The organism is Sorangiineae bacterium MSr12523, assembly GCA_037157775.1.
Taxonomy (GTDB): domain Bacteria; phylum Myxococcota_A; class Polyangia; order Polyangiales; family Polyangiaceae; genus Pendulispora; species Pendulispora brunnea.
Map to the genome: position 1 here is coordinate 542836 of CP089982.1, position 22943 is coordinate 565778.

At 63.5% G+C, this 22943-nt stretch carries 23 protein-coding genes; 9 read left to right on the forward strand and 14 right to left on the reverse strand.

Translation table 11 applies throughout. The features are described 5' to 3' along the window. Position 1: 1 nt before the first annotated feature. Genes LZC95_02300 through LZC95_02310 form a run of 3 tightly spaced genes read right to left on the reverse strand, consistent with a single transcriptional unit; the run spans position 2 to position 2589 of the window. Positions 2-1333: an MFS transporter gene (locus LZC95_02300; GenBank protein WXA95673.1), complete on the reverse strand. Its 1332-nt coding sequence runs from the start codon at positions 1331-1333 to the stop codon at positions 2-4. 15 nt (positions 1334-1348) lie between these two features. Next, positions 1349-2095: a hypothetical protein gene (locus LZC95_02305; protein ID WXA95674.1), complete on the reverse strand. Its 747-nt coding sequence runs from the start codon at positions 2093-2095 to the stop codon at positions 1349-1351. Beyond that, positions 2095-2589: a DUF3830 family protein gene (locus LZC95_02310; GenBank protein WXA95675.1), complete on the reverse strand. Its 495-nt coding sequence runs from the start codon at positions 2587-2589 to the stop codon at positions 2095-2097. Before LZC95_02310 ends, LZC95_02305 begins: the two co-directional genes overlap by 1 nt. A gap of 57 nt (positions 2590-2646) precedes the next feature. On the opposite strand from LZC95_02310, the gene LZC95_02315 reads away from it, so the two are divergent. Further along, the gene (locus LZC95_02315; GenBank protein ID WXA95676.1) at positions 2647-4032 is read left to right on the forward strand and encodes an amidase; all 1386 of its coding nucleotides are present in this window, start codon (positions 2647-2649) and stop codon (positions 4030-4032) included. Beyond that, entirely contained in the window at positions 4029-4547 is a 519-nt protein-coding gene (locus LZC95_02320) for a hypothetical protein (protein ID WXA95677.1), read from the forward strand. The genes LZC95_02315 and LZC95_02320 overlap by 4 nt, the downstream gene beginning before the upstream one ends. A gap of 4 nt (positions 4548-4551) precedes the next feature. Here LZC95_02320 and LZC95_02325 read toward each other — a convergent pair whose 3' ends face one another. From LZC95_02325 to LZC95_02335, 3 genes are all read right to left on the reverse strand, one after another. Beyond that, on the reverse strand, positions 4552-5085 hold the full coding sequence (locus tag LZC95_02325; GenBank protein WXA95678.1) for an OmpA family protein: 534 nt from the start codon (positions 5083-5085) through the stop codon (positions 4552-4554). Between the two features lie 321 nt (positions 5086-5406). Then, the gene (locus LZC95_02330; GenBank protein WXA95679.1) at positions 5407-6468 is read right to left on the reverse strand and encodes a hypothetical protein; all 1062 of its coding nucleotides are present in this window, start codon (positions 6466-6468) and stop codon (positions 5407-5409) included. Between the two features lie 205 nt (positions 6469-6673). Continuing rightward, complete coding sequence (locus LZC95_02335; GenBank protein ID WXA95680.1) at positions 6674-7300, reverse strand: TetR/AcrR family transcriptional regulator; 627 nt, start codon at positions 7298-7300, stop codon at positions 6674-6676. Positions 7301-7471: 171 nt separating this feature from the next. On the opposite strand from LZC95_02335, the gene LZC95_02340 reads away from it, so the two are divergent. Further along, positions 7472-8497, forward strand: coding sequence for an SAM-dependent methyltransferase (locus LZC95_02340; GenBank protein ID WXA95681.1), 1026 nt, complete (start codon positions 7472-7474; stop codon positions 8495-8497). A gap of 39 nt (positions 8498-8536) precedes the next feature. Here the strand turns inward: LZC95_02340 and LZC95_02345 are convergent, their stop codons facing one another. Then, positions 8537-8923, reverse strand: a complete 387-nt coding sequence (locus LZC95_02345; protein ID WXA95682.1) for a hypothetical protein — start codon at positions 8921-8923, stop codon at positions 8537-8539. A 58-nt stretch (positions 8924-8981) separates the two neighbouring features. After that, positions 8982-9626: a cysteine hydrolase gene (locus LZC95_02350; GenBank protein ID WXA95683.1), complete on the reverse strand. Its 645-nt coding sequence runs from the start codon at positions 9624-9626 to the stop codon at positions 8982-8984. Positions 9627-9729: 103 nt separating this feature from the next. Between LZC95_02350 and LZC95_02355 the strand changes: the two genes are divergently transcribed. Genes LZC95_02355 through LZC95_02370 form a run of 4 tightly spaced genes read left to right on the forward strand, consistent with a single transcriptional unit; the run spans position 9730 to position 13828 of the window. Continuing rightward, a complete protein-coding gene (locus LZC95_02355; protein WXA95684.1) occupies positions 9730-10626 on the forward strand; it encodes a LysR family transcriptional regulator in 897 nt (298 codons plus the stop codon). 60 nt (positions 10627-10686) lie between these two features. Beyond that, the gene (locus LZC95_02360) at positions 10687-11364 is read left to right on the forward strand and encodes a DUF4331 domain-containing protein (GenBank protein WXA95685.1); all 678 of its coding nucleotides are present in this window, start codon (positions 10687-10689) and stop codon (positions 11362-11364) included. Then, on the forward strand, positions 11361-12950 hold the full coding sequence (locus LZC95_02365) for a hypothetical protein (GenBank protein WXA95686.1): 1590 nt from the start codon (positions 11361-11363) through the stop codon (positions 12948-12950). The genes LZC95_02360 and LZC95_02365 overlap by 4 nt, the downstream gene beginning before the upstream one ends. Further along, positions 12923-13828: an alpha/beta hydrolase gene (locus LZC95_02370; protein ID WXA95687.1), complete on the forward strand. Its 906-nt coding sequence runs from the start codon at positions 12923-12925 to the stop codon at positions 13826-13828. The genes LZC95_02365 and LZC95_02370 overlap by 28 nt, the downstream gene beginning before the upstream one ends. Positions 13829-14160: 332 nt before the next feature. Here LZC95_02370 and LZC95_02375 read toward each other — a convergent pair whose 3' ends face one another. Further along, the gene (locus LZC95_02375) at positions 14161-14463 is read right to left on the reverse strand and encodes an ACT domain-containing protein (GenBank protein WXA95688.1); all 303 of its coding nucleotides are present in this window, start codon (positions 14461-14463) and stop codon (positions 14161-14163) included. 192 nt (positions 14464-14655) lie between these two features. Between LZC95_02375 and LZC95_02380 the strand changes: the two genes are divergently transcribed. After that, positions 14656-15237 (forward strand): hypothetical protein, encoded by a 582-nt coding sequence (locus LZC95_02380; GenBank protein WXA95689.1) that lies wholly within the window; start codon positions 14656-14658, stop codon positions 15235-15237. Here LZC95_02380 and LZC95_02385 read toward each other — a convergent pair. After that, positions 15218-16234 carry a DJ-1/PfpI family protein gene (locus tag LZC95_02385; protein ID WXA95690.1) on the reverse strand — a complete coding sequence of 339 codons (1017 nt, stop codon included), beginning with the start codon at positions 16232-16234 and terminating at the stop codon, positions 15218-15220. The genes LZC95_02380 and LZC95_02385 overlap by 20 nt on opposite strands. Before the next feature lie 285 nt (positions 16235-16519). Between LZC95_02385 and LZC95_02390 the strand changes: the two genes are divergently transcribed. Then, positions 16520-18790: a zinc-dependent metalloprotease gene (locus LZC95_02390; protein WXA95691.1), complete on the forward strand. Its 2271-nt coding sequence runs from the start codon at positions 16520-16522 to the stop codon at positions 18788-18790. 97 nt (positions 18791-18887) lie between these two features. Here the strand turns inward: LZC95_02390 and LZC95_02395 are convergent, their stop codons facing one another. The 4 genes from LZC95_02395 to LZC95_02410 form a co-directional block, all read right to left on the reverse strand. Then, entirely contained in the window at positions 18888-19142 is a 255-nt protein-coding gene (locus LZC95_02395; GenBank protein ID WXA95692.1) for a DUF1272 domain-containing protein, read from the reverse strand. Between the two features lie 176 nt (positions 19143-19318). Next, positions 19319-19969 (reverse strand): hypothetical protein, encoded by a 651-nt coding sequence (locus LZC95_02400; GenBank protein WXA95693.1) that lies wholly within the window; start codon positions 19967-19969, stop codon positions 19319-19321. Between the two features lie 149 nt (positions 19970-20118). Next, positions 20119-21330 carry a glycoside hydrolase family 18 protein gene (locus LZC95_02405; GenBank protein ID WXA95694.1) on the reverse strand — a complete coding sequence of 404 codons (1212 nt, stop codon included), beginning with the start codon at positions 21328-21330 and terminating at the stop codon, positions 20119-20121. 100 nt (positions 21331-21430) lie between these two features. Beyond that, positions 21431-22459: a hypothetical protein gene (locus tag LZC95_02410; GenBank protein WXA95695.1), complete on the reverse strand. Its 1029-nt coding sequence runs from the start codon at positions 22457-22459 to the stop codon at positions 21431-21433. Between the last annotated feature and the right edge of the window lie 484 nt (positions 22460-22943).

The window sequence follows — 22943 nt, forward strand, 5'->3', positions numbered from 1 at the left end:
CCTAAGCTGCCTCCCGTTTCGTGACGCCGACCTGCCCGGCCTGCCCGACATCTCCCGTCCCGCGGAGCGACAGGCCGAGTGTTTCCGGTGAGAATGCGACGGCCACGAGTCCGATTGCGCACGTGGCCATCATATAGAATGCGGGCATCAGGTCGTTACCCGTTTTGTCGATCAGGTACGAGATGATCAAAGGTGCGGTTCCACCGAAGAGCGACGTCGCGATGTTGTAGCTGATGGCAAACCCCGAGTAGCGCACCCTCGTGGGAAAGAGCGCGGGAAACGTCGCCGACACGGTGCCGAGCTGGAGGGAGAACAGAAGCCCCAAGGCCACGAAGCCCACCACGGCAAAGGCCCAGCCCCGGCCCATGAGCAAAAACGCCGGAATCGACAGGAGCAAAATGGCGCCGCCGGATGCGAACCATAGCGGTTTGCGCCCCACGCGATCGGAAAGCCTTCCCGCGAAGGTAACGGCCGCGAGCATCCCGACGTAGGCCGCAATGGTCACGAGCAGCGCACTGCTCGAGGACAGATGCAGCGGACCGCGCAGGTACTCGGGCATGTAGGTGAGCAAGGTGTAGTCGACGCCGTTCAGCATCACGACCATGCCCATGCAAACGAGCATCGGCCGCCAATGCTGAAAGAGCTCCGAGAACGTCGAGCTCTCTGGCGCGTTCGAGTCATGCGACTCCGAGAGCTCGCGGAACACCGGCGTGTCCTCCAGCTTGGAGCGCAAATAGAGCCCGACCCCGCCCAGCGGCCCCGCGAGCAAGAAGGGAATGCGCCAGCCCCACGACTCCATGGCCAAATCGCCCAGGAAAAGATGGGTGACGGCCACCACGCCGGCGCCGAAGACGTAGCCCGAGAGGGTGCCGAATTCGAGAAAGCTGCCGCAGAAGCCCCGCTTCTCGTCGGGCGAGTACTCCGCCATGAACGTGGCCGCCCCGCCGTATTCGCCACCGGTGGAGAAGCCTTGCACGAGGCGCAGCACGATGAGAAGCATCGGTGCGGCCGGTCCGAGCGTGCCATAGCCAGGGAGCAGGCCGATGAGAAACGTGCACGCCGACATGACGATGATGGTGAGGGCAAGGATCTTCTGCCGCCCGATCCGATCGCCGAGGGGGCCGAAGACCATGCCGCCGAACGGCCTGACCACGAACGACGCAGCAAAGACGCCGTACGCGGAAAGTAGGGATACGACAGGATCGTCCGAGGGAAAGAATACGCGCCCCATCGTCCCTGCGACGAAGGCGTAAATGCCGTAATCGTACCATTCCGTGGCATTTCCCATCGCCGAGGCGGCAATGGCGCGCCGCAAGGTTTCGCGATTGTCCATGGTCTCCTCCCGAGTTCAATTCGACCCTCCGACCATGAGCAAGCTCTGGCCCGGCCCGCGGGCCTGCAGCGAGAGCGCGCGCAGCACGGCCCACATGGTAACTTGGTTCGCGGTCAATATCGGTTTGGCGAGAGCCGCTTCGAGCGGCGCGATGACGTCGTAGGTGGGCACGTTCGTGCAGCTCACGAACACGGCCTCCGCGCCCGGATCGTCGCAGGCGAGGATCATGTCGGCGACACGTGCATAATCCACGGTCCAAATGTCATGGGTGAGGCATAGGTCGTGGCTTTTGACCACGTCGACCGCGGCCTCGGCGAGGAACGCGCACAGCCGATCGGTCACCTCCGGCACGTAGGGCGTGGCCACCGCCAAGCGCGTGATTTCCAGTGTGGAGAGCGCCTCGAGGAGCGCCCCCGAGGTGGTGACCGCGACCGGCGCACCGGTTTCGCGCATGGTCGTGGACAGATAGCGCTCGCCGAGCCGCCCATGCACGAAGCTACCCGAGGTACAGGCGTATGCGACGGCCTCGGGTCGGACGGTGACCAAGGAGTGAACGCCCTCGATCACGGCGGCGGCATCGCTCACGGTTTCCGCCATTTCGATGCCCACGGGCAGGGCGAAATACGGAGTACGCGTGGTGTGCAACGTGACGCCGTCCGGCACCCAGCGCCATAGCTCGTGATCCAATGCGAAGTCGTAGGGTGCCACCACCCCGATCCCACGGCGCGGATTCGGTCCCGGCGGAACGACCAGGGCCGACATCAGACTTCGTGCCGGGTGTAAATGAGTCGCTCGCCCACGCTTCCCGAGCGCCAAACGTCGTTGCAGGCCGTGGCCATGGCATCGAGATTTTCGACGATGGACGCATAGACGTTGCCAACGACCCAGCCGACGTCGCCGTTCAATAGTAAATTATTGCGACCATAGAAAATGGCCAGATCGATGAGGCTGGGCAAATGTTCGATACCTTTTTCCTGCTTGAACCGCCGATCGAGCATGCCCGCAGCAAAGGAGAAATAGACGACGTCGCCCGGTATGGGGGTGACCGTCGGATTCTCGATGCCAGGCTCGTGATCCGCAAAACGCGGCACCATCGTGTACACTTCATTGCGCGCGTATTTCGCATGATAGGCGTCTCCTGCCAGGGGCAAGGCTTTCCATACGGCATCGCAGGAGCGCGGAGCATCCTCGTCGAGCAAGCGCGCCACGCAGGACACGCCGCGCTTCTCCAGCGTGATCTTCATGAATCGGGGCATGATGCCTCCTTGGTAGATTGTTGACAATCATACAAGAGGCCGGTAGCCTGTCAACCAATGCACACCGATCCGGTATTTCTATCCGCGCGATTGCTCTTGGATGCGTACCGCAGCGGTGCGCTTTCTCCAGTGGAGGTGGTGCGCGCCGTGCTCGATCGCATCGAGAGCACGAATCCGCGGGTGAATGCCTTTTGCCTGATTGCGAACGACCAGGCCCTCGAGGCCGCACGGGCTTCCGAGGCGCGCTGGCGCGAGGGCAAGCCGTGCGGCGCATTGGACGGGGTGCCGGTGTCCATCAAGGACATTCTGCTCACGCGGGGCTGGCCCACGATGCGCGGTTCGTTCGCCGTCGATCCCGGGCAACCGTGGGACGAAGATGCACCGAGCGTTGCGCGCTTGCGCGAGGCCGGCGCTGTCTTCGTGGGGAAAACGACCACGCCGGAATTGGGCTGGAAAGGCGTGACCGATTCGCCGCTCACCGGCATCACGCGCAATCCATGGGATTCATCGCGAACGGCGGGCGGTTCGAGCGGTGGGAGCGCCGCGGCCGTGGCGTTGGGCATGGCGCCACTCTCCGTGGGGACCGACGGCGGTGGATCGGTGCGCATTCCCGCGGGGTTCTGCGGCATCTTCGGCCTCAAGCCGACTTACGGGCGCGTCCCGCTGTATCCGTCGAGCCCATTCGGCACGTTGTCGCACGTGGGGCCGATGACCCGCACGGTGGAGGACGCGGCGCTCATGATGGACGTCCTTTCGCGCCCCGACAGCCGCGATCCTACGGCACTGGAGCCGCTGCATGGCTCCTTCGTGGAGGGACTCGCGCTGGACGTCTCGCGTCTGCGCATCGCCTTGAGCCCGCGCCTTGGGTACGTGAAGAACGTGCACCCCGAGATCGAGGCGGCGATTTTGCGCGCGGGCGAAGTCTTCGCGCGGCTCGGTGCCGCGGTCGAGCAAGTCGATCCGGGCTTCGGCGATCCCGTGGAGGCTTTTCACACCTTATGGTTCGCGGGTGCGGCAAAGGCCGTTGCCTCGCTGGATCCGCAGCGCATCGACCGGCTCGATCCCGGGCTTGCGGCCATCTGCGAGGAAGGCCGTCGCGTGAGCGCGATGCAGTACCTCGATGCCATGGCCGTGCGCACGGCCCTGGGGCAGCGCATGGGGCGCTTTCACGAGACGTACGACGTGCTGCTCACGCCGACGTTGCCCATTCCCGCCTTCGAGGCCGGCCGCGAGGCCCCCGAGGGATCGCCCTCGCCGCGCTGGACCGGATGGACGCCGTTCACGTACCCCTTCAACATGACGCAGCAACCGGCCGCGAGCATTCCCTGCGGCCGCACCACCGAGGGCCTGCCCATGGGCCTTCAAATCGTCGGGGCGCGCTACGCCGATACCAAGGTCTTGGCGGTGAGCCGCGCCTACGAACACGCTACCATGGGGGCATGAGCGAACCCGTCAACGAGCACGGCATCCTTCACGATTTGCCGGCCGATCCTGCGCGGCGATTGGCCATCTTCAACATGGAGCAAGAAGGCCCTCAATTCTACCTCGAAGGGCAAGGCGAGGGCTTCTCGTGGGCATGGCGTGGCACGGAAACTTCGCTCTACGAGGCGGCGCTGGAGCGTTTCCCGTACGGCCGCTATTGCGCCACGGCATTCCACAAGCGATGCATCTTCGAGCGAGGAAAGCTCGTCATCGAATGGCCCGAGCTCACCGCCGCGGAGTGTCGCTTTCTCGTGCAGGTTCTGCCCGAAGCGCTCCAACCTTCCTCGGCCGGCTCGGATTGGTATTGGCCGCTCGTGGAGCCGGAGCCTGAACCTGTCACGAAAAGGCGTCCGTTGCGGTACTGCGGAGCGGCCGATACCTATGTGGATGCGAAGTCGAAGGCCGAGAAGACCTCGCGTGAGGAGGACACGCTCATCATGGTGGTGCGCCGGGTCGCCGTGATGAGCATGTACTGACTTTTTACAGAAGTGCGATATCGACGCGGCGGTCTTGGGCCCAGCTTGATTCTTCCGTTCCCGACGCATCCAATTTGCCGCGCGACGTTTCGACCAACTTGGCTTTCTCGACACCCAGCTGCGAAAGGTAGCCTGCGACGGTGTCGGCGCGGCGTTCGCCCAGTGCAAAATTGTATTCGACCTCGCCGCGCGAATCGGCGCGCCCAATGAGCTTGAGCGAGCGCCCTTTGAGCGGACCGGTTGTGACGCATTTGGCGATTTGGTCGAGCACGGCTCGGTCTTCCGGCTGAAGATCGTGCTCGTCGAATGCGAATTTCGGCGCCCGATCGACCTTGTTGATCACGATATTGCAGGCGGCCATGATGTCGCCCGACACCGCAACACCTGGTCCTTTGTACGGGACCGCCGGCGGCGGGGGCGGAGGGGCAGCTTTGGGCACCATGGCCACGGGGCGGGGGGCCTGTTCGCCGCCGCATCCAGCAAGAAGCAAAAGCGGCAGGGCGAACAACGGCAGAGCGAAACGCAAATGTGAATGCATACGAGCCTCCGTAGACGTTGGCGACTTCGTTGCCCACGAATGGCGTCGAATTCATCTCGAATGGAATGCGATCTCGACGGAATAGTGTAGCTCGTCGCGGCGTTTAGCGCCCGCTTATAAAAATGGGCGAGCACGATCTCGAACAGGAAGAAGGAAATCGCCAGGACGCCAGGGGGGCCAGGATCGCCAACTGAACCAACGATAAATCAAAAAAATGAGAGTTTATTGTTGGTTCACCTGGCGATCCTGGCGCCTCTCTTTTGGCGTCCTGGCGGTTTCTTCTTCTCCTCGTGACGCTGTTCGAGGATCGCGCTCCCTGACTTAGAACGTAAACGACTCGGGCTCCGCCATGAGGAATTGCGGTGCGGGGCCGGGGCGTCCCGATCGGCCGTCGCTGCCGCTGATGCCGGATTCGCCGGTGCGGCCGTCGGACGGATTGCATTTCTTCTTGCTATCCGAGCCGCCAAACCCACCGTACCCGCCGCTGCCTCGGTATCCGCCTCGGCCGGCGTCGCCTCCGCGATTGTCGACGCGTATCAAATTGGCGAGCTCCGGATGGCTCGCATCGATGTACACCGTGACGGCGCCGCCATCGCCACCATCTCCGCCGTCGCCACCGTTGCCGCCGTTTCCACCATCGCCGCCGCGGCGGCAGGTGCCCCCGGAGTCGCCACGCTGCCCGTCTTCGCCCGAGCCGCCCTTTCCCCCTTGGCCACCGCGATTCATAATCGTGATTCTGCCCGCTTTGGGATCGACGAAATACGTCACGGTGTAATCGTCACTCAGGCGCATCACGCGGACGGCGGCGAGCGTTCCGCGTTTGGTCTCGACCAATTTGACGCGTGCTACGACCGGCGTCGCATCGCGGCCGCTGCGGCCACTCCGACCGTTGCCGCCGGACCTCCCGCGCGACGAGAAGGAGGAAAAAAGGCTGTAGCTCATGGATCCGGATTCACCTTCGGCCCCGGCCTCGGCGCTGAACCAAGCGCCCTGATGGCAAGCAAAGTTGGGCGTGAGCTCGATCGTGCCTTTGGCCGCGCGGTTCTTCTCCATGGCGACGTCCAACGTGACGTTCTTTTCGAGTGCCGGGGTGATGTCGTCGTTGGGGACGAAGGCCACATCCAGCTTGTTCGACACGACTTGTCCCATCGAGGGGCTGACGGCCCATACCAATTCGGCGGCATCGAACTGATCGGATCGATCGCTGGCATTGGTGGACCGCACGCTGCCGTCGCTCATTTTGGCCTGCACCGCGAGCTTGTTTTCACCCGTTGGACAGAAATACGCTCCTTCGTACGACACGACCTCGAGGCGTTGGACCTTCGATGCATCGATGGCGGGGATCCCGCAGCCAGTTACTCCAAGCAAAAGAATCGCCGCCATGGTGGCGGAGGTACATCCCGGATATGAATTCACAGTGCCATGGTCTATCGCACCATCCGTGCCACCGCGTGTTTTCCCGCGTGATGTGGACCAATGGCATGGAGCCGGCGCGTCGTTCGCGTGGCGGCGTAGCAACAGCCTTCGCGTCGCGACGAAGGGCGCGGGCTCCGCACCAAAGACGCCGAAGATGGCGTCCATTGCCCCGTCACGCGTGCAGGTAAACCAATACGGCGCGCACCGCTTCTTCTTTGGCGGCGGCGAGGGACATGCGGGGCGGGCGCCGTAGAACGACGCCATGGGAAAGCGCCTCGATCATCTGGGTGAGAACGAACAGCTTTCGTTCGAGATCCCCCGAGACGCCGAGCTCTTTCGGGCGTGAGGAGATGGCCAGTCGAAGTGCGCCGTGAAGGCGCTTTTCGAAATCACGCGCCACCTCGGCGCCGTGGGGTGCGCCCGTCGAAAGAAGCTCGTGCAGCGCCGGATCGATGGCGTGCACTTCGATCATCGCCTCGACCAACGCGCGCACCACCTCGTCGAGCGGGGAGGCCGCGTGTTCGACGAGCGTGCTCTCCACCAGGCGGCTCGATTCTTCGATGTGACGATTGAACAAGGCCGTGTAGAGCGCCGCCTTGTTGGGGAAGTATTGATAGATGGATCCGATGCTCACGCCGGCCGCCCGGGCAATGTGGTTCGTGGTGAGCCCGCCCGCACCATCGCGCTTGAGCACCTTGGCCACGGCGTCGAGCACGGCATCGACCGTCTCCCGGGAGCGGCGTTGCTTGGGCTGGCGTCGAACCGGTTTCGCTTTTCGCTTCGCTTTCGTCGGGGGCATGCTCCGCGAAATCTGAGCAAATCTACAAGAATGTGCAAGGCGCTTCGGCCGTTTGCTTGCAACCTGCGCCCGCGGCAACGCGAGCTGACCGGCCCGTGTTGGTGGCGTAAGGTGTTCTCACATTCCGAGCGATCGAACAGATTCGGACCCGTCGCTCGGGGGAGATCTATCATGCTATCTGCCTCGACTCGAGCCGCGCAGGAGCTCATGCTCCATCTTCACGGCCAGTACTTCTTTGCGATCGGTGCGGCCGCCAAATTCGGTTACGCGGACCATCTTGCGTCGGGCGCCAAAACGGCCGACGAGCTGGCACGGCTGACCGACACGCACGGGCCGACCGTGTACCGGCTTTTGCGTGCGCTGGGCGATATTGGCATTTTCGAAGAGAGGGAGGGGCACTTCGCCAATACCCCGCAATCGGAGTTGCTCCGCGCCGATCATCCGACCTCGCTGCGACCGGCCGCGCTCTTTCTATGCCACGAGAGCATCGTCACCACCTGGGCCAACCTCGATTACAGCGTGAAGACCGGCAAACCCGCCTTCGACCATGTCTACGGTACGGGATTCTGGCATCACATGAAGGAGCACCCCGACGTGGGACCGCTCTTCAATGCCACGATGGCTTCGTACACGTCGTCCCAAATCGAAGCGGTGCTCGATGCTTACGATTTCTCCGGCATTCAGCGGCTCTGCGACGTGGGCGGCGGTCAAGGGCGCATGCTTGCGGCCATCTTGGCCAAATATCCCAAGATGCGCGGAATCCTCTTCGACCAGCCGCACGTGATTGGCGGCGCCGCTCCAACCCTCGAGCGCGCGGGTGTCTCGGCGCGGTGCGAGCAGATTGGCGGCAGCTTCTTCGAATCCGTGCCCGCGGAGGCAGACGCCCATCTTCTAAAGGCCATCATCCACGATTGGAACGACGAGGACTGCCTGCGCATCCTCGAGGCGGTGAATCGTGCTTCCAAGCCTGGGCAGAAGCTCCTCGTCATCGACGCGGTCGTGCAGACGAATCGGGCGCCGGGGAATACCCTCGACCTCAACAAGATGGTCGATTTGGTGATGCTTCTCTTTACATCCGGTGGCCGTGAACGCACCGAGCGCGACTTTGCCGCGCTCTTGGGCGCTTCGAACTTCGAATTGGTGCGCGTGCTGCCGACTCAGTCGCCAATCAGCATCATCGAAGCACGCGCGAAATAGCGGATACCGTTCGTCCCCCAAGGGGAGGCTGCCGCGCCGTCACTTCGCGAAATAGGTCGTCGCGCGCTTCTGGCCTTTGGCCGTAATCTTTTTGCCAGAGAGCGCATCCTTGATCGGGCGGGGCAGCTCCTTCGGCGCAAGCGACAGCTTTTCACGAATCTGCTCCGCGCGCAGACCCGCCGGATTTTTCTTCAGAAGGGCAACGATCTTGTCGACGACGACGCCGATCTCGTCGTCCGAGCGGCGGTGCAGGCGACCGTTGCCGCCCTTTCGTTCGGGTGCTGCCGCCGGGGCAGCGGCGCGTCCCGTGCTTTTCGCGGCGGGGACGGCGGGGCGGCCACGGCCCTCGCCGAGAATCTCGTCGAGCGGAGCGCTGCGGATGGCGCTGAGCACGTCACGGGCGAAAGTTTCGGCGAGCCTGGTCATTTCCGTTCTTAGGTTCATAGCGCGCGAACCTATTCATATGCGCTCGCCCGTCAAGCATCTAATTGGCCAAACCGAGTTTCTGGCGGAAGGTGGCGATGTCGGTAAAGATGGAATCGCCGCCGAACGTCAGGCTGGCGACGGAGCGTTGTGCCGCGTCTTCATGGCCGAATCCGCAGGCATCGCGAACGATGACCGGAATCAACCCTAAATCGCACGCGTGGCGCGCCGTGGGCTCGATACCCACCTCGAGTGCAACCCCCACGATGGCCACGGCTCGAATTCCGCAATCGCGTAGTGCCATGGTGAGCGGTGTTCCCTCGAAGGCAGACATGGCGAGCTTGTCGAAAATGGCCTCGCTGGGGCGCGGCGAAAGCTCGGGCACGATGGGAAAAGCCGGTGAATCGCGCAAAAACCAAGGCTTTACCAGCTCCGGTTTCTCCACGCGCTGCCACGTCATGGCCATTCGATACTGGAATGAACCCATGAGTTCCCGCGGCAACGAAAGGTGGCGCGTGTAAAAAATGCGCATGTTCACCTGGCGGGCGGCCTCGAGAACGTGGCCCACCCCGGCGACGATTTCTTTACTATTCTTCACTTGGCGGACGATTCCGACCTGCATGTCATAAACGAGGAGGGCCATCTCCCGCGGGTTGCACACGTCTTCGAGTGAGCGCGGGATGCTAAGTCCGGAGGCTTCGTGCATGACTCGGGGAATAGCTCTGGGGCAAGCCATCCGTCGAATCGATTGTTTTCATGCCAGGCATCGATTCGGTTGATACTTGGGCATGCTTCTGCACGGTATCGACATGAATCTCATCGTTGCCCTTCGCGCGTTGCTTCAGGAACGCAACGTCACGCGGGCGGCGAAGAAGGTCGGGCTCGGTCAATCGTCGATGAGCCACGCACTGGCACGCCTTCGCGCCCATTTCGATGATCCCCTTTTGGTGCAAGCCGGCCGCACGATGGTTCTCACGGAGCGTGCCAAAGCGCTCATGGGGCCCGTGGAGGCAGCCATTGCACACTTCGAGCGCGTCTTTTTGAGCCGTGAATCCTTCGACCCACGCACCTCGGAGCGGACCTTTCGCATTGTCTCCACCGACAACCTGGAGCTTTATCTTCTGCCGAGGCTCATGGCCGTGCTTGCGCGGGAGGCCCCCAAGGTGGATTTACGATTTCACCACCTTCCATCGAACTGGGTGGAGGCCCTTCAGCGTGGCGATTGCGATCTCAAGTTGGGTCGCAAGTATGCGATCGATCCTTCGCTGCATCGTCAGGATTTGGTCGAGGAACGGTTCGTGTGCGTACTTCGAAAAGGGCATCCTCTTGCCGCGCGAAAGCGGTTGACCTTGGCGGAGTATGCCGGGCTTTCGCACGTGGTCGTATCGCCCTCGGCCGCGCTGGGCGATTCGGTGACGGGCTTGGTGGACGAGCTGCTGCGCAAGCAGGGGGCCAAGCGGCGAATTGCATTGAGCGTGCCCAATTTCCTCGTTGCACCGTTCGTCGTGGCCGCGAACGATTTGGCGCTGACCGTGTCCGCGAGGTTGATCGATTCGTTCGATCGCGCGCTCCGGCTGCGTGTCGTGGAGCTTCCCCTGCGACTGGCGACGTACACGTTGAATCAAGTTTGGGCCGAGCGCGTGCACCAGGACGAGGGCCATCGGTGGCTTCGTCAGACCGTTGCGCGCACGCTGGCCGCAGCCTGATCGACCGCGTCGCGCAATATTTACCAAGTCGCGGCGGAGGTGCATCCCTAACGTGCCGGCATGCACGATTTTCGATGGGGCGCGGCATGCGCAATCGCCGCGGTATCGGTCCTTTCAGGCCCTGCGCAGGCGTCGGACCATTTGGACGCTCCGTCGGTCACGGCGGATCCGGCGGCCGACATAGCCGATCTCTTTGCATGGATGTCACCGGACGGGCGGCGCGTGAACCTGGTGATGACCTTGGTCGCGCATCGATTTTCGGATCGGTTGCAATACGTGTTTCACGTCGATAGCGGGGCGCGCTTCGGCAAGACCACGGCGAGCACCTCGATCGCGTGCCGGTTCGATGCCGCGGGCACGGCGGAATGCTGGGCGGGCGACGAGGATTACCTTCACGGCGATGCGAGCCAGCCTGCGGGGCTCGAAGGGCGAAATCAGCGATTCCGTGTTTTCGCAGGGTTGCGAGACGATCCCTTTTTCAACAATGTAAAGGGTGCCAGGGCGGCGATGAACGCGGCGGGCAACGCGAAGGCAAAGGTGGATGCGGCGGGTTGCCCGATGTTGGACGAGGCGACCTCGCGGGCGGTGCTGGATGCATGGCGGCACACGGACGGTGGACCGGCGCGGAACTTTCTCCAGGGGTGGAAGGTGGCGGCGCTCGTGGTCTCCGTCGATCGCGACGTGGTGGCACGTGGCGGGAAGCTTCTCGCGGTCTGGGGCGGGACCTACGGGTCGTGATGAAGCTGCAAAAGATGGTTTGCGCCGGAGTGGCCGCGGTGCTGGTTTGCGCGTGTTCGTCGTTGGTGCCACATACGCAGGCGCGTGGTTTCCAAGGCGAGGTGCCAGAGCGCCCGCGGCTGGGTGCGCGCATCGATCGCATGGGGCGAGCGCTCACCGGCAATGCGCTCATCGAGCCGATGGGACCCGATGACGTGGCCGATCGCCGCAAGGAAGCATACAATCGCGCGGCGCAGGCCGATTGGCCGCAGTTCGTGCCGGACTTGCAGGCCGGGCTGGCCCTGTACGACGGGCTCGATGGGCAGTGTGGCAATCAATGGCTTGCGGCGACGCCGGCGCGGTATGCCACCTTGGCGAGGGTGCTCGCGGACGATCGGATATGGATCGACAGCGACGTCGCGACCTGCGCCGAGTACCTGGCGGTGGAGCGCGCGGAGCTCGAGGGCGGGCCGCACAATGACTGTGGAGGGAGGCGTCCGACGGACGATGTCATTGACGTCTTTCGATCCCGGCTCGTGAACGGCTCGACGGCGGGGGTGGACGACGGCGTGCCGTACGACGATCGCGTGCATTCTGCAACGGATTTTCCTTTTCTGGCGGCGCCTGCGGTGACGACGTCCAGCGTGATTGCCATCGAGAACCTGGATCGGCAAATCGCGCAGCGCGGGGACGAGCCAGGGGTGGAGGAGCTTTTGCTGGCGCGGGCGCGATTCTTTGCCGACTACGAGGCGCTCGATCGGGCGAGCTCGATGGCCGAAGGTCGATTTCGCACCGCGGGCGATCTGTTGCGGCGTGCGCGTGCGCGCTCGGCGGTGCATCGGTTCGGCGATGCGCTGGCGGATGTCGAAGCGGCCGAGCGCGCGGGCTCGAATGCCGAGGAGGTGGCGGCATTGCGCGCGTCGATTCTCGTGGCCATGGGGCGAGCGGCCGAGGTGCTGCCCCAGCTCGAGGAGCGCGTGGCGCGTCACCCGGGGTTTGCAACGCGAAGTGCGCTCGCGGGTGCCTACGCGGCGCTGAACCGCTTCGAGGAGGCCGATCGCGCGTACGTTGCGGCGCTGGGCGATCTCGATACGACGTTGCCATTTCCGCATGCGTGGATCCATTTCGCGCGCGCATTGATGTGGACCGAGCGCGCGGGCGAGGCGGTGCGCGGGGAGGCGTCGTACCGGCAGGCGCTGGCGCACTTGCCGGAGTTCGCGACGGCGAACATCCATCTCGCGGAGCTCGAGATGGCACGCGGTGACGCAACCTCCGCGTTGGCCCGGCTCGAGCGGGTCGTGGCGGCCAGCGGCGAGCCGGAGGCACTCGGTCTGCTCGGTGCGTGGCACGTGCGCACGGGCGAGGCGGAGCGCGGCAGGCGTGAAATTGCCCGCGCCCGACAGCGTTTCGAGGCGCTGCTCGCGCGCCATCCGCTAGCCTTTGCCGATCATGCGGCCGAGTTCTACCTTGGTCCCGGCGCGGATGCCGGGCGCGGATTGAAGCTGGCGCAATTGAATCTATCGAACCGCGAAACCGATCGCGCGAGGGCGCTGGTGAGCCAGGCGCAAAGGAGACTGAAATGCATCGCCGACAATTCATGCAAATGACGATCAGTGCGCTCGCCGCGGGCCTTGTGACACAATGCAAATCGAGCCCATCGCGTGCGAGCATGCCGGTGTCGATGGACGCCGCGGCCTTTCGCGCGGAGCGTCGGTACGTGGAGACGCGATTTGGGAAAATTGCCTATGTCGAGCGCGGGGCAGGGAAGGCTGCGCTCTTTTTGCATGGGTTTCCGCTCAATGGATACCAATGGCGGGGCGCGCTGGAGCGCTTGTCGGTGCGGCGGCGATGCCTTGCACCGGACTTCATGGCGCTCGGGCATTCTCAGGTCGCGGAAGGCCAGAGTGTGGCACCCGACGCACAAGTGGCCATGCTGATAGCCTTTCTGGATCGATTGGCCATTCCAGCGGTGGACGTGGTGGCCAGCGACATGGGCGGCATCGTGGCGCAGCTTTTGGTGGCACGCCATCCGGACCGGGTGCGCACGCTCTTGCTGACGAACTGCGACGTGGAACGCGAGGGCGCCCCAGCGTCGGTTCGTTCACTCCTCGCGGACGAATCCATCGCCCGCACCGCACGGGGGCTTGCCGGGCAGGCCTACTCGAAGCCCGAGGAGCTCCGCGAGGAAACGATCGACACGTACCTGGTCCCGCTGCGAAGAATGCCCATTAAGTCGTATCGGACGGCCTTCGAAGTCAACGCACTGGCGGGCATCGAGGCGGCACTCCGTCGCTGCACGGTGCCGGCGCGCATCGTATGGGGCATGGCCGACCGCATCTTTTCACCAGCGAGCGCTGGATACTTGGACGATATTCTGCCGGAGTCGCAAGGCGTGACCGAGATCGAAGGGGCGAAACTCTTTTTCCCCGAGGAGTATCCCGATCTCCTCGCCGACGAAGCGCGTTTGCTCTGGGGCAAAGGTTAGTTGATTGGACTAAGCGAACTTCGCACGCAGAAGGAGAGATGCTGCCCCACCCGGCAGCGCTCTCCCGTGCTCTCATTGGGCCCATTTCGCGCTGCTGCCCGCCCCAAAGCGGGTGCTCATGCCATGCTTCCCCGCGCCCCCGCCAGGTCCCCGCGCCGCATGGCATTCCGCGCCCGCAGGGGCGGGCCCCACTCGAGCGCACTGAAGCACCGACGCCGGCACGGAACGCTTTTTTTGAGACTTTCCAGCTCGCCCAATGGGCCGGATTGGAAAACAAAAACCTTCCCGCCTTCCCGCCTTCATGTGAAATTCTCTTAGGCCGGACAAATACTCTAGGGCGTTGTCGTGACGTGGTGCCCGGCCCGGCGGAGGGCTTCCACGGCGTCGTCGCGCCGCGTTTCGGGGATGAGCACCAGGTCCGCCTGAAACGTGGACCCGACGAAAACCGAGATACCCGCATCCTTCAAGGGGACGAGCAATGCGCTGAGCATACCCGTCGCATCCAGATCGTGCGCGGTGTCACCACTGTAGAGGGCCAACCACGCCTGTGGCTCGGCGTCCTCCGCCGGGCTCACCACCGTGAGCCCATCCGGCGCCCGCACCATCACCAGCCACTCGACGTCGGCCGGCGGCATCCGCGCCGAGGGATGATGTGCAATCTGGAAACGCCCAGGGAGAAAACGCAGTCGTTGAGCCGAAGGTGCCATCTTGTTCGTCAGGGTGGCGTTTTCCGCCCGCCAACGTCAACGATGTTGACAACTAAGTCTTTAGTACTAAAGTCTTAGTCATCAACCCGTACCATGCGCTCAGCGCGGGGGTGCTTGCCCATGCAATATCGAACCATGTTCGTGCTCGTCCCGGTGTTTGCCGTCACCGCCTGTGGGGGAGCGCAAACCGCGCCACATACGGCGGAAACCCATTCCGAAACGATCCAGATTTCCAGCGGCGGCGATATGCACGATTTCGACTTCCTCGCTGGTGATTGGACGGTGGCAAGACGCAAACTCAAAGTCCGCGGTGTTGGAAGCGACGATTGGGACGAATTCGTGGGGACCACCAAGACCACGCAGTACCTCGGCGGAATGGTCTCCGTCGAAGAAAGCGCATCCCCGACGCGCGGCTCCACCGGTGTGACGGTCAATGTCTTCAACCCCGAAAAGCGGCAATGGTCCATTTACGAGATCAGCGGCAAAACCGGCAAACTGGAGCCGCCGAACGTGGGCAGCTTCGCGGGCAACCGCGGCGAATTCTATGGCGACGACGTCGACGACGGCCGCCCCATCAAGGTGCGCTACATCTGGCTAAAACAGGGTCCCGACGCCGCCCGCTGGGAACAAGCCTTCTCGTACGACAACGGCCACACCTGGGAAACCAACCGCACGAGCGCATTCACCCGTACTGCGCGCTAGAACGCGATCCAAAGCGGTCGCGGTAGGCGGCGGGCGGGATGCCGAGGCGGCGGATGAAGGCGCGGCGCATGCGCTCTTCGTCGCCGAATCCGCAGGTGTCGGCGATTCGTTTGACCTCGCTGTCGCCGGTTTCGAGGTGGCGGCATGCGGCTTCGACGCGGAGATCTTGAACCAATTTGGCGGGGGTGCCGCCGTGCCAGCGGGTGAAGTTGCGTGCGAAGGTTCGCGGGCTCATTCCGACGGATTTGGCGAGGCCTTCGACGCTGAGGTCTGCGTCGAGGTGATTCATGATCCAAGCTGGGAGCTCGGCCATTTTGGAGTGGGACGAGCCCGCGCCCAAACGCGTCTGGGCGGCGAGGGCGCTGCTGAATTGCGCTTGGCCGCCGGAGCGGTGGAGAAAGATGACCATTTCTTTCGCCACACCCAGGCTGATTCGCCGCCCGTAATCGTCTTCCACCAGCGCCAATGCGAGATCGATTCCCGCGGACATTCCGGCCGAGGTCCAGATGCCGCCGTCGCGCAGATAAATCGGATCGAGCTCCACCCGCGCTTTGGGATACAGGGCTTGCAGCCTTTCGACTTCGCACCAATGCGTCACGACGCGCCGGCCATCGAGCAGCCCCGCCGCACCCAGGAGAAAGGCGCCCTTGCATACGGTGCACGTGCGCCGCGCCTTTTTCGAGGCGCGGCGTACCCAACGCACGAGGGCCGCATCGCGGGGGAGCGATTCCGCCGTGGGGCCACCCACGACGATGAGCGTGTCGAGCCCCGCGATATTCACCGCGTCGAGCCGCTCCGTCGAAACGACGATACCGCAGCTCGTGCGGATAGGACCGCCGGCTTCCGAGAGAAAGACCATGTCGTAGCCGCCGTCTTTTCCGAGCAGATGATCGGCGACGCTGAACACCTCGGCGGGCCCATTGAGGTTCAGCGCGAGGGCGTGATCGACGAGGATGAAGGCTACCGTGCGACGGGCGGAACGCTTTTGGATGGCCATGGCAGGAAATGAGGGCAGTGTACCCTATCCTGACAAGCCGCAGGGCGTGCAAGCAGCCTGATCACGAGTCCCCGCAACGCCTTCGAAAATGAACGCACGCTCACGGTTCGAGCCGCGTCTTTTCATCGAAGGAGGCACGCATTGCGCGAACAGCTCGCCAACGGATGCTCTTCAATCAAGATTAACATCGGATTTACATTTTTCGCGCTCGGAAAAATCGCATCCTGTTCAATCCAAGCACAACGCTGGATGTGAATGTTCCAAACGAGAGAAAGGGTGTTCGCTATGTCGCTTGCTCGAACATTCCGTGGGGTCCATTTGTCTCTCGCGCTCGTAGCGCCGGCCGTCGTCGTTGCTGCGGGTTGCGCGCAAACGGGCCATTCTTCACCGGATGAATCCAATGTGCTCTCGAAGGGCGATGCCTTCGTTGCCATCGATCGGCCGCCTCGATCGGCCGCGCAAGGGCTCGTGACGCAGTCGGTGCCGAGCACCGATACACCGCGATCCTTTTACCTGGCGATCAACCGCCGAGAGCTCGGGGAGCGCTATTTCCTTACAGCCTACGTCAAGGACTATTATCCCGGTACGGTCGGTTCGTTGCTTACAACGCTCGGTGTTGGGGCCGCCATCTCCTTGGGCGTGCGTGTGGTCACGTTCCGGGAGCAGAATGGCAAGCTCTTCGTCTTCGATGCCGCGAACAACTATGCCACCAGCGACACGTTCGACCCGTCGCTCATCATCGAAGCGTACCCCATCGTGAAGTCGAGCGGTTTCGACGAGCTCACCGGCTCGGAAAATTATGTACTTTTCGACCCTGCGGCGGGCCTGAATCGCTTTGGTGCGCTATCGGATTCGTTCGCGTCAGGTTCGCAGCCGTCGCATTTCCAGATCGATTTGGCTTTCCTGCAGAAGTTCCGCAAGCTCTCCGACGGCGTTACTTTCGAGGAGGTTTTCACGGGCTTCAATGACGACAAGATCCTGAACCCCCGCGACGGGCTCGAATCGAATCGCTTCAAGGTGTCGGGCACCCTGGGGCTTTCACTCCGCCGCTACCTAGAGAGCCCCGATTACGTTGCCTCGGCGTTGCCTTCGAAAGAATTCTACTTTCGCAGTGCCCGGCACTCGAGGAAAAACACGGGCACTGCATCGCAAACTCCGATCAAGTGGAACATCCACCCCGGGGGAAAGCCGATTACGTGGCTCTTGTCGAATCACTTTCTCGAATTGAAAGATGATCCGGTCTATGCGCCCTATGACATCGTGGGCGCGCTCGAGCGCGGCATCGAGAGGTGGAACGATGTGTTCGGTTTCAAGGCGCTCCAGGTCAAGGTGGGGAGTCCGGACGATTCATTCGCCGACGACGACAAGAATTACATCATCTTCGACGCCGACCCGACGCAAGGATTCGCCTTGGCCAATGAACGCACCAATCCGAACACCGGCGAAATTCGCGGTGCCAGCGTCTACTTTGGTGCGAAGATGCTGTCGGTGCTCAATGAATTGGCCGACGATCCGCCCGCCTCCACGGAGGTGGCGCAGTCGGACGTCACGCCCCCGACGCACGGCGCCGTACCCGGCCTCGCCTGGGGCGACTTCCGCAGCGAGCCATTGTGCGCGCTTTGGGCTCCGGCGATCGCCGAGCTGCATTCGGCGGCGCAGGCCGCGGGCACGTTGCCGCCGCTCACCAAGAAGCAAAAATTCGAGGGGTACATCACATGGCTCATCGGGCACGAGATTGGCCACACCTTGGGACTGCGGCACAACTTCAAGGGCTCGCTGCAGGCCCCGTCTTCGTCGGTGATGGACTACGTCATCGTGGACGATTCCCCACGACTCGGCTCGCCGAGGCCATACGATCTTGCGGCCATCAAGTGGCTTTACGGCCTCTCGCGCGAAGAACCGACGCAGCCGTTTTGCGTAGATGCCGACGTGAAGCTCGATCCCGATTGCTCTCGGTACGACTTCGGCACCAACCCGCTCGCAGACGACGCGGCGCCTTTTTACGACAATGTGCTCACCACCTTCCTCAACGGGACGGGGGACCCGCCGAACTACTCCCTGAACCGCGTCCTCAGGTGGGTTCGCACCGGTACGCCCGCGCAGCACCTGCAAGCATGGAAGGCGGCGCTCGGGCCGCTGAAGGTCCCCGTCGACGCCAACAAGGTTGCGACCATTCCGGGGTATGCCGCGCGGGTGAACCAAGCCACCAACCGTCTCTTCTCGCGCCTTTACCTGGATCCTCTCGACGATCGGGCTGACCTCTACCACAAAGACGCCCTTCTCGACGATCCGCCCTACGACGCCGAGGTCACGCCGCTGATCATGGCCGAATTGAAGGCGAACCTCCTCAACGGCGATTCGATTCGTTCGTACGCCACCCGCCGCATGACCGTAGCCGTTCTGAAGAAGCTGCAGCTCACCGCAGCGCTCAGCGTGCTCGTGGAGTCACGCGCGACCATTCAGGCGACGCGCCCGGGCTTGACCGGTGATGACGCCGTCCTGACCGACGAACTGCTATCTCGTATCGATGCAGCCGTGAAAAGCTATTTCAATTGAAGAACGGCGGACGGCGATCTATCGAGAAATACCTACCTCAAACCTCGCACGTGGGGTTCGCGACGGGGTGGCATTCCTACTAGGCAGCGGGCCTTGCTCAGTGGTCGGCGTCCGCATCGCAGCCGTTTGGCTTCAGCACCCGCTTCGTCGACGGCGGGTATTTCGCCAGCTTCGATGGGGGGCGGATCGGCCTCGGCGTGAAGTTGCCGCCGCAGTTCGGGCAGATGCCACCGAGGGAGCGGGTCACGCAGTCGCGGCAGAAGGTGCATTCGAATGTACAGATCATGGCCTCCGCCGAGTCGGGCGGCAGGTCTTTGTCGCAGCACTCACAATTGGGGCGAAGTTCGAGCATGGGAGCGTTTCCTTTGCGGTGCTGGCAGTTTGCCACGGACGGGGCACGGCGCCGGCTCTTCACGCTCCAAAAAATGCTCGCCGCGCTCGCACGAGATCTGCACGAGCGCGGCAAGGTCGACCTCACCGCTCGTCCGCGAAACACGGAAGAACGGCTGATTGGCGACGAAACGAGGTCTAGAACGAATAGCCCAATGCAAAAAGGAAGCGCGGGCGGATACCGCCGCCGGCGACGATGGCGCTGGCGAGATTCAGGTTGTCGGTGTTGATGTCCTCGCTGGTCTTCGTGTACTGAAGGCCGAAACCTCCGCCGACCACGATGCCCGGTCCGATGACGGCTTGTCCGCCGATGTCGAGGGCGGCGCCGTAGTTCAAGAAGGAATCGCTCGATTTGGCCCCGCCGTCGTTGCCCGAGCTCTGGCTGTACGAGGCAAAGAGAATCGAGGGGCCGACGAAGAAGCCATTGGCCCCTTTGCTACCGGTGTAGAAGCGATAACCAAGTTCGCCACCGAAGCCGTTGAGCGAACCGGCGTCGACGTCCTGCCCGTTCACGGTGATGGTGACGGGGACGTGCGCATAAAAAGGATTCAACGTAATGGCATGGTGCGGCATCGGGAGGAATTCGCCCTGGATGCTGTATCGTCCAATGCCGATGGCCAATGGATTGATGGCGAGTGCTATCCGCTTGAAGTCGGACCCCTCGGTCTCGGCGCGTGGCGCATCCTTGGGAGGAGGCGTTGCCTCCTGCGCGCTCGCGGGGAGGCTGAAGAGAACACCGACCGAGGACAAAAGGAGCGCAGCGAGGAACGGCGAACGGCGAGAACGCATGAGAACCTCCAAAGAAAGCGATGGAATGTCGCGTTGTGTGGAGGGTTGGACTCACGCATAGCGAGCCTATTCAAACTTCGTAACGTCGGCGTGATTTGCATTCGTTCGTTTCGATAACGATGCAAACCACGCCATTTTTCCCAGGAAGATCACCTGAATGGGGCGGACATGGCGTTCAGGAGGCTATTCGACGCGTCGTCCTCCGAGAGCTCCCACATGAAGGTGCCGAGCAGACCATTCTGCTTGGCAAATTGCGCCCGAATGCCGATGGATTGCGGGTTTTCGTAGCTGGCGAACTTGCGCTCCGCCGCGTTGTAGAGCCACGGCGATTGGGCCACGGGATGCCAGTATTGCTTCCAGGCCGGGTTGTTCAGCAGCGGCTGAATGTCCTTCCACGCGCCAACCTCGAAGGTGCTCGCCTTGGCCTGATAAAGCCCATGGTTGGGGCCTTCCTGCTTCACCACGAATCCGCGCCCGTAAAAGGGAACGCCGAGCACGAGGCGCTCCGGCGGAACGCCATTTTGGCGGTAGTACGCCACCGCGTTGGTGACGTTGTTCCATTTCCGCATCGGCTGCCCCAGCGGATCCTCGGCCACCTCGCTCATGGGCGCATTGAAGGTCGCCACCGACGAGAAGCCCGTGCCCATGTCGTAGGTCATCAAATTGATGAAGTCGAGGACGCCGCCCAGGGCGCGCAGGTCGAAGCTCGCCGCAGGGTCATACGGACCATCGGTCTGCAATCTTCCCGCGGGCAGGGCGGCGGTGACGAGATATTTCGCCCCGCGTTGGCGGCCCAGGTTGTCGAGTTGACGGCGGAATTCCTGGGACAGGAGCGTCATGTTCTGCTTGTCCTCGGGCCGATCCGTGATTTCGACCGGCCCGCCCGATACCGGGAATTCCCAATCGAGATCCACGCCGTCGAAGCTGCCGCGGTAACGCGTGAAGAAAGTGTCGAGGCAGCTCGTGACGAACCGCTGGCGCGACGCCTGGGTGAGCGCCGCATCGGAGAACCCACCGGCGCCCCAGCCTCCAATCGAGATCAACGTGCGCAGCTGCGGATACTGCCGCTTCAGTGTCGCGAGCGCATTGAAGTTGGCATCGGCCCCACCCGGTGCCACGCAGCGGCCATTTTGGATTGTCGCAAATGCATAAAACAAATGCGTAATCTTGTTGGCGGGAATCCGTGATACCGGATAGGACGAACTGGCCCATCCCGCGTAATACGCGCCGATGACCGGAGTCGGTGCGGCGAGCGGTGCGTCGTCCGAAGCCGCATCCCTCGGTTCGTCGCCGGCGCAAGCGGCGGTGGTGGCGGCCAGCACGAGGGACAAAAGCCCGATGGCGCGAAGGCGGAATTTCATGCGCGGGACGTTACCATCTGATTGATGATGGACGTCATTTATCTTACCCGGGTGCGCGGGTGTGGTTTTTACACGATGGGGAAACGACGCTCAATACCCGCTAAAAACGCCCGACGGCGCCGATGCCGCTGGTGTCGGCGTAGGGCATGACGCTCGCGCGCGTGCTCGTGTGCGACGTCGGTTGCGTCAGCAACAGAATGGCGCCTGCGATGCCGCCGACTGCGGCCACGGTGAATCCCACGGTGGCGATGGTGCTCGTCGTTTGATAGCGCGAACGATCGCTCTCGTAGCCATTGAATGCCGCGCGATCGCAACCGGTCGAGCAGGGGCTGCTCGAGAGGGAGCTGTGCGCGTTGATCGCAAGGAGCCCGCTGATCGCGCCCGTGACGAGGCCCGCACCTCCCACGCCGAGTGCCACGAACCCGAGGGTTCGCTGCGTTCCGCCTTGGCTGCGCGCGTGCGGAGGCGGTGGGACCGGCTCCATGGCGGGCGTAGGGGCCGCCGCGACCTCGGGCGGCGTCTCGCGCGTGAGCGCCAGCGAGATATCGTGCGAGCCGCCTTCGACGGAGGTCACGGAGTTCTCCGCCGGTACGTACCCTTCCGCGCGCGCCGCGATGCGATGCGGCCCCGGATCGACCAGCCGCTCGCGCCCGAGCGTCTCGTTGGGGATCGCGGTATCGTCGATGGTGACGACGAACGCCGGGGTCGTGGCTGCCGGAAAGCCCGCCACGCGCACGACCAACCGCGCACACCGGGCTTTCACCGGCCCGATTTCCTTTTTTGCGGATTCGATGGCCTTGAGCATGATGGCATTCGCCTCGGGGGGCGGGCCCTCGTCGATGATGCGCTGATAATGCTCGGTGGCGGCGACCAGCTGACCGAGTTGCGCCTCGGCGCGCGCGACGCATAGGAGGATCGGAGGCGCGTGGTACACCGCGTCCGCGCGGCGACAGAACGACTCCGCCGCGCGCCAATCGCCGCGATCGAGCGCGGCAAAGCCTTGATCGCCCAACTGGCGCGCCAGGGCTCGGGGTGATGATGGCTCCGCGGCCGGAGGGCGCGCATGCGCGAGGTTGGCCACCGTGCATGCGATGGTGGCGGCGAAAAGCTGTCGTACACGTTGATGCATCAGAGACCCGTTCGGCTGGGGGTTCGACTGGCCGGAGGCCGGCGTGCAGGGCGAGGTGCCTCCGAAGGCGCGGCGGACGCGGATGCCGGTGCAGGCGTCGGAATCTCCACCGCCGATGCCGTGGCCTCGGGCGTGGGCGGCGGCGCCGGCGCGGGCTCCGGCGCAGGGACAACCACCGTCGCAGGCGCGTGCGCAGATGCGGGCGGCGGCTCCGCGCGCCCGCGCAGGTGCGCAGCCAGCGCTCCCGTGCCCATGAGCAATGCCGCCCCGCCTGCGAGGGCAAGTCGCCTCCATCCGTACACAAATGGAATCGCGACCATCCCCTCCCTGGTCGTCGTGGCCGCCTCCTCCGCGACGATCGGCACGACGGCAGACTCCACCGGCGGCGCCGTCATCACCAGTTCCTGCGACGATGGAACACTCGGCGCGGCACCCCGCGGGGCAAGCACGCGCTCCAACTCCGCCGTGAATTCGGCCGCCGTTT

Bases quoted from the DNA above. Each gene is read 5' to 3' on its own strand.
- LZC95_02355 (WXA95684.1), top strand. From the start codon at position 9,730: ATGAATCTCATCGTTGCCCTTCGCGCGTTGCTTCAGGAACGCAACGTC.
- LZC95_02305 (WXA95674.1), bottom strand. From the start codon at position 2,095: ATGTCGGCCCTGGTCGTTCCGCCGGGACCGAATCCGCGCCGTGGGATC.
- LZC95_02335 (WXA95680.1), bottom strand. From the start codon at position 7,300: ATGCCCCCGACGAAAGCGAAGCGAAAAGCGAAACCGGTTCGACGCCAG.
- LZC95_02375 (WXA95688.1), bottom strand. From the start codon at position 14,463: ATGCCGCCGGCCGACGTCGAGTGGCTGGTGATGGTGCGGGCGCCGGAT.
- LZC95_02395 (WXA95692.1), bottom strand. From the start codon at position 19,142: ATGCTCGAACTTCGCCCCAATTGTGAGTGCTGCGACAAAGACCTGCCG.
- LZC95_02370 (WXA95687.1), top strand. From the start codon at position 12,923: ATGCATCGCCGACAATTCATGCAAATGACGATCAGTGCGCTCGCCGCG.
- LZC95_02330 (WXA95679.1), bottom strand. From the start codon at position 6,468: ATGGCGGCGATTCTTTTGCTTGGAGTAACTGGCTGCGGGATCCCCGCC.
- LZC95_02385 (WXA95690.1), bottom strand. From the start codon at position 16,234: ATGGCCATCCAAAAGCGTTCCGCCCGTCGCACGGTAGCCTTCATCCTC.
- LZC95_02390 (WXA95691.1), top strand. From the start codon at position 16,520: ATGTCGCTTGCTCGAACATTCCGTGGGGTCCATTTGTCTCTCGCGCTC.
- LZC95_02340 (WXA95681.1), top strand. From the start codon at position 7,472: ATGCTATCTGCCTCGACTCGAGCCGCGCAGGAGCTCATGCTCCATCTT.
- LZC95_02300 (WXA95673.1), bottom strand. From the start codon at position 1,333: ATGGACAATCGCGAAACCTTGCGGCGCGCCATTGCCGCCTCGGCGATG.
- LZC95_02315 (WXA95676.1), top strand. From the start codon at position 2,647: ATGCACACCGATCCGGTATTTCTATCCGCGCGATTGCTCTTGGATGCG.
- LZC95_02310 (WXA95675.1), bottom strand. From the start codon at position 2,589: ATGCCCCGATTCATGAAGATCACGCTGGAGAAGCGCGGCGTGTCCTGC.
- LZC95_02325 (WXA95678.1), bottom strand. From the start codon at position 5,085: ATGCATTCACATTTGCGTTTCGCTCTGCCGTTGTTCGCCCTGCCGCTT.
- LZC95_02320 (WXA95677.1), top strand. From the start codon at position 4,029: ATGAGCGAACCCGTCAACGAGCACGGCATCCTTCACGATTTGCCGGCC.
- LZC95_02410 (WXA95695.1), bottom strand. From the start codon at position 22,459: ATGCATCAACGTGTACGACAGCTTTTCGCCGCCACCATCGCATGCACG.
- LZC95_02400 (WXA95693.1), bottom strand. From the start codon at position 19,969: ATGCGTTCTCGCCGTTCGCCGTTCCTCGCTGCGCTCCTTTTGTCCTCG.
- LZC95_02360 (WXA95685.1), top strand. From the start codon at position 10,687: ATGCACGATTTTCGATGGGGCGCGGCATGCGCAATCGCCGCGGTATCG.
- LZC95_02345 (WXA95682.1), bottom strand. From the start codon at position 8,923: ATGACCAGGCTCGCCGAAACTTTCGCCCGTGACGTGCTCAGCGCCATC.
- LZC95_02405 (WXA95694.1), bottom strand. From the start codon at position 21,330: ATGAAATTCCGCCTTCGCGCCATCGGGCTTTTGTCCCTCGTGCTGGCC.
- LZC95_02380 (WXA95689.1), top strand. From the start codon at position 14,656: ATGCAATATCGAACCATGTTCGTGCTCGTCCCGGTGTTTGCCGTCACC.
- LZC95_02350 (WXA95683.1), bottom strand. From the start codon at position 9,626: ATGCACGAAGCCTCCGGACTTAGCATCCCGCGCTCACTCGAAGACGTG.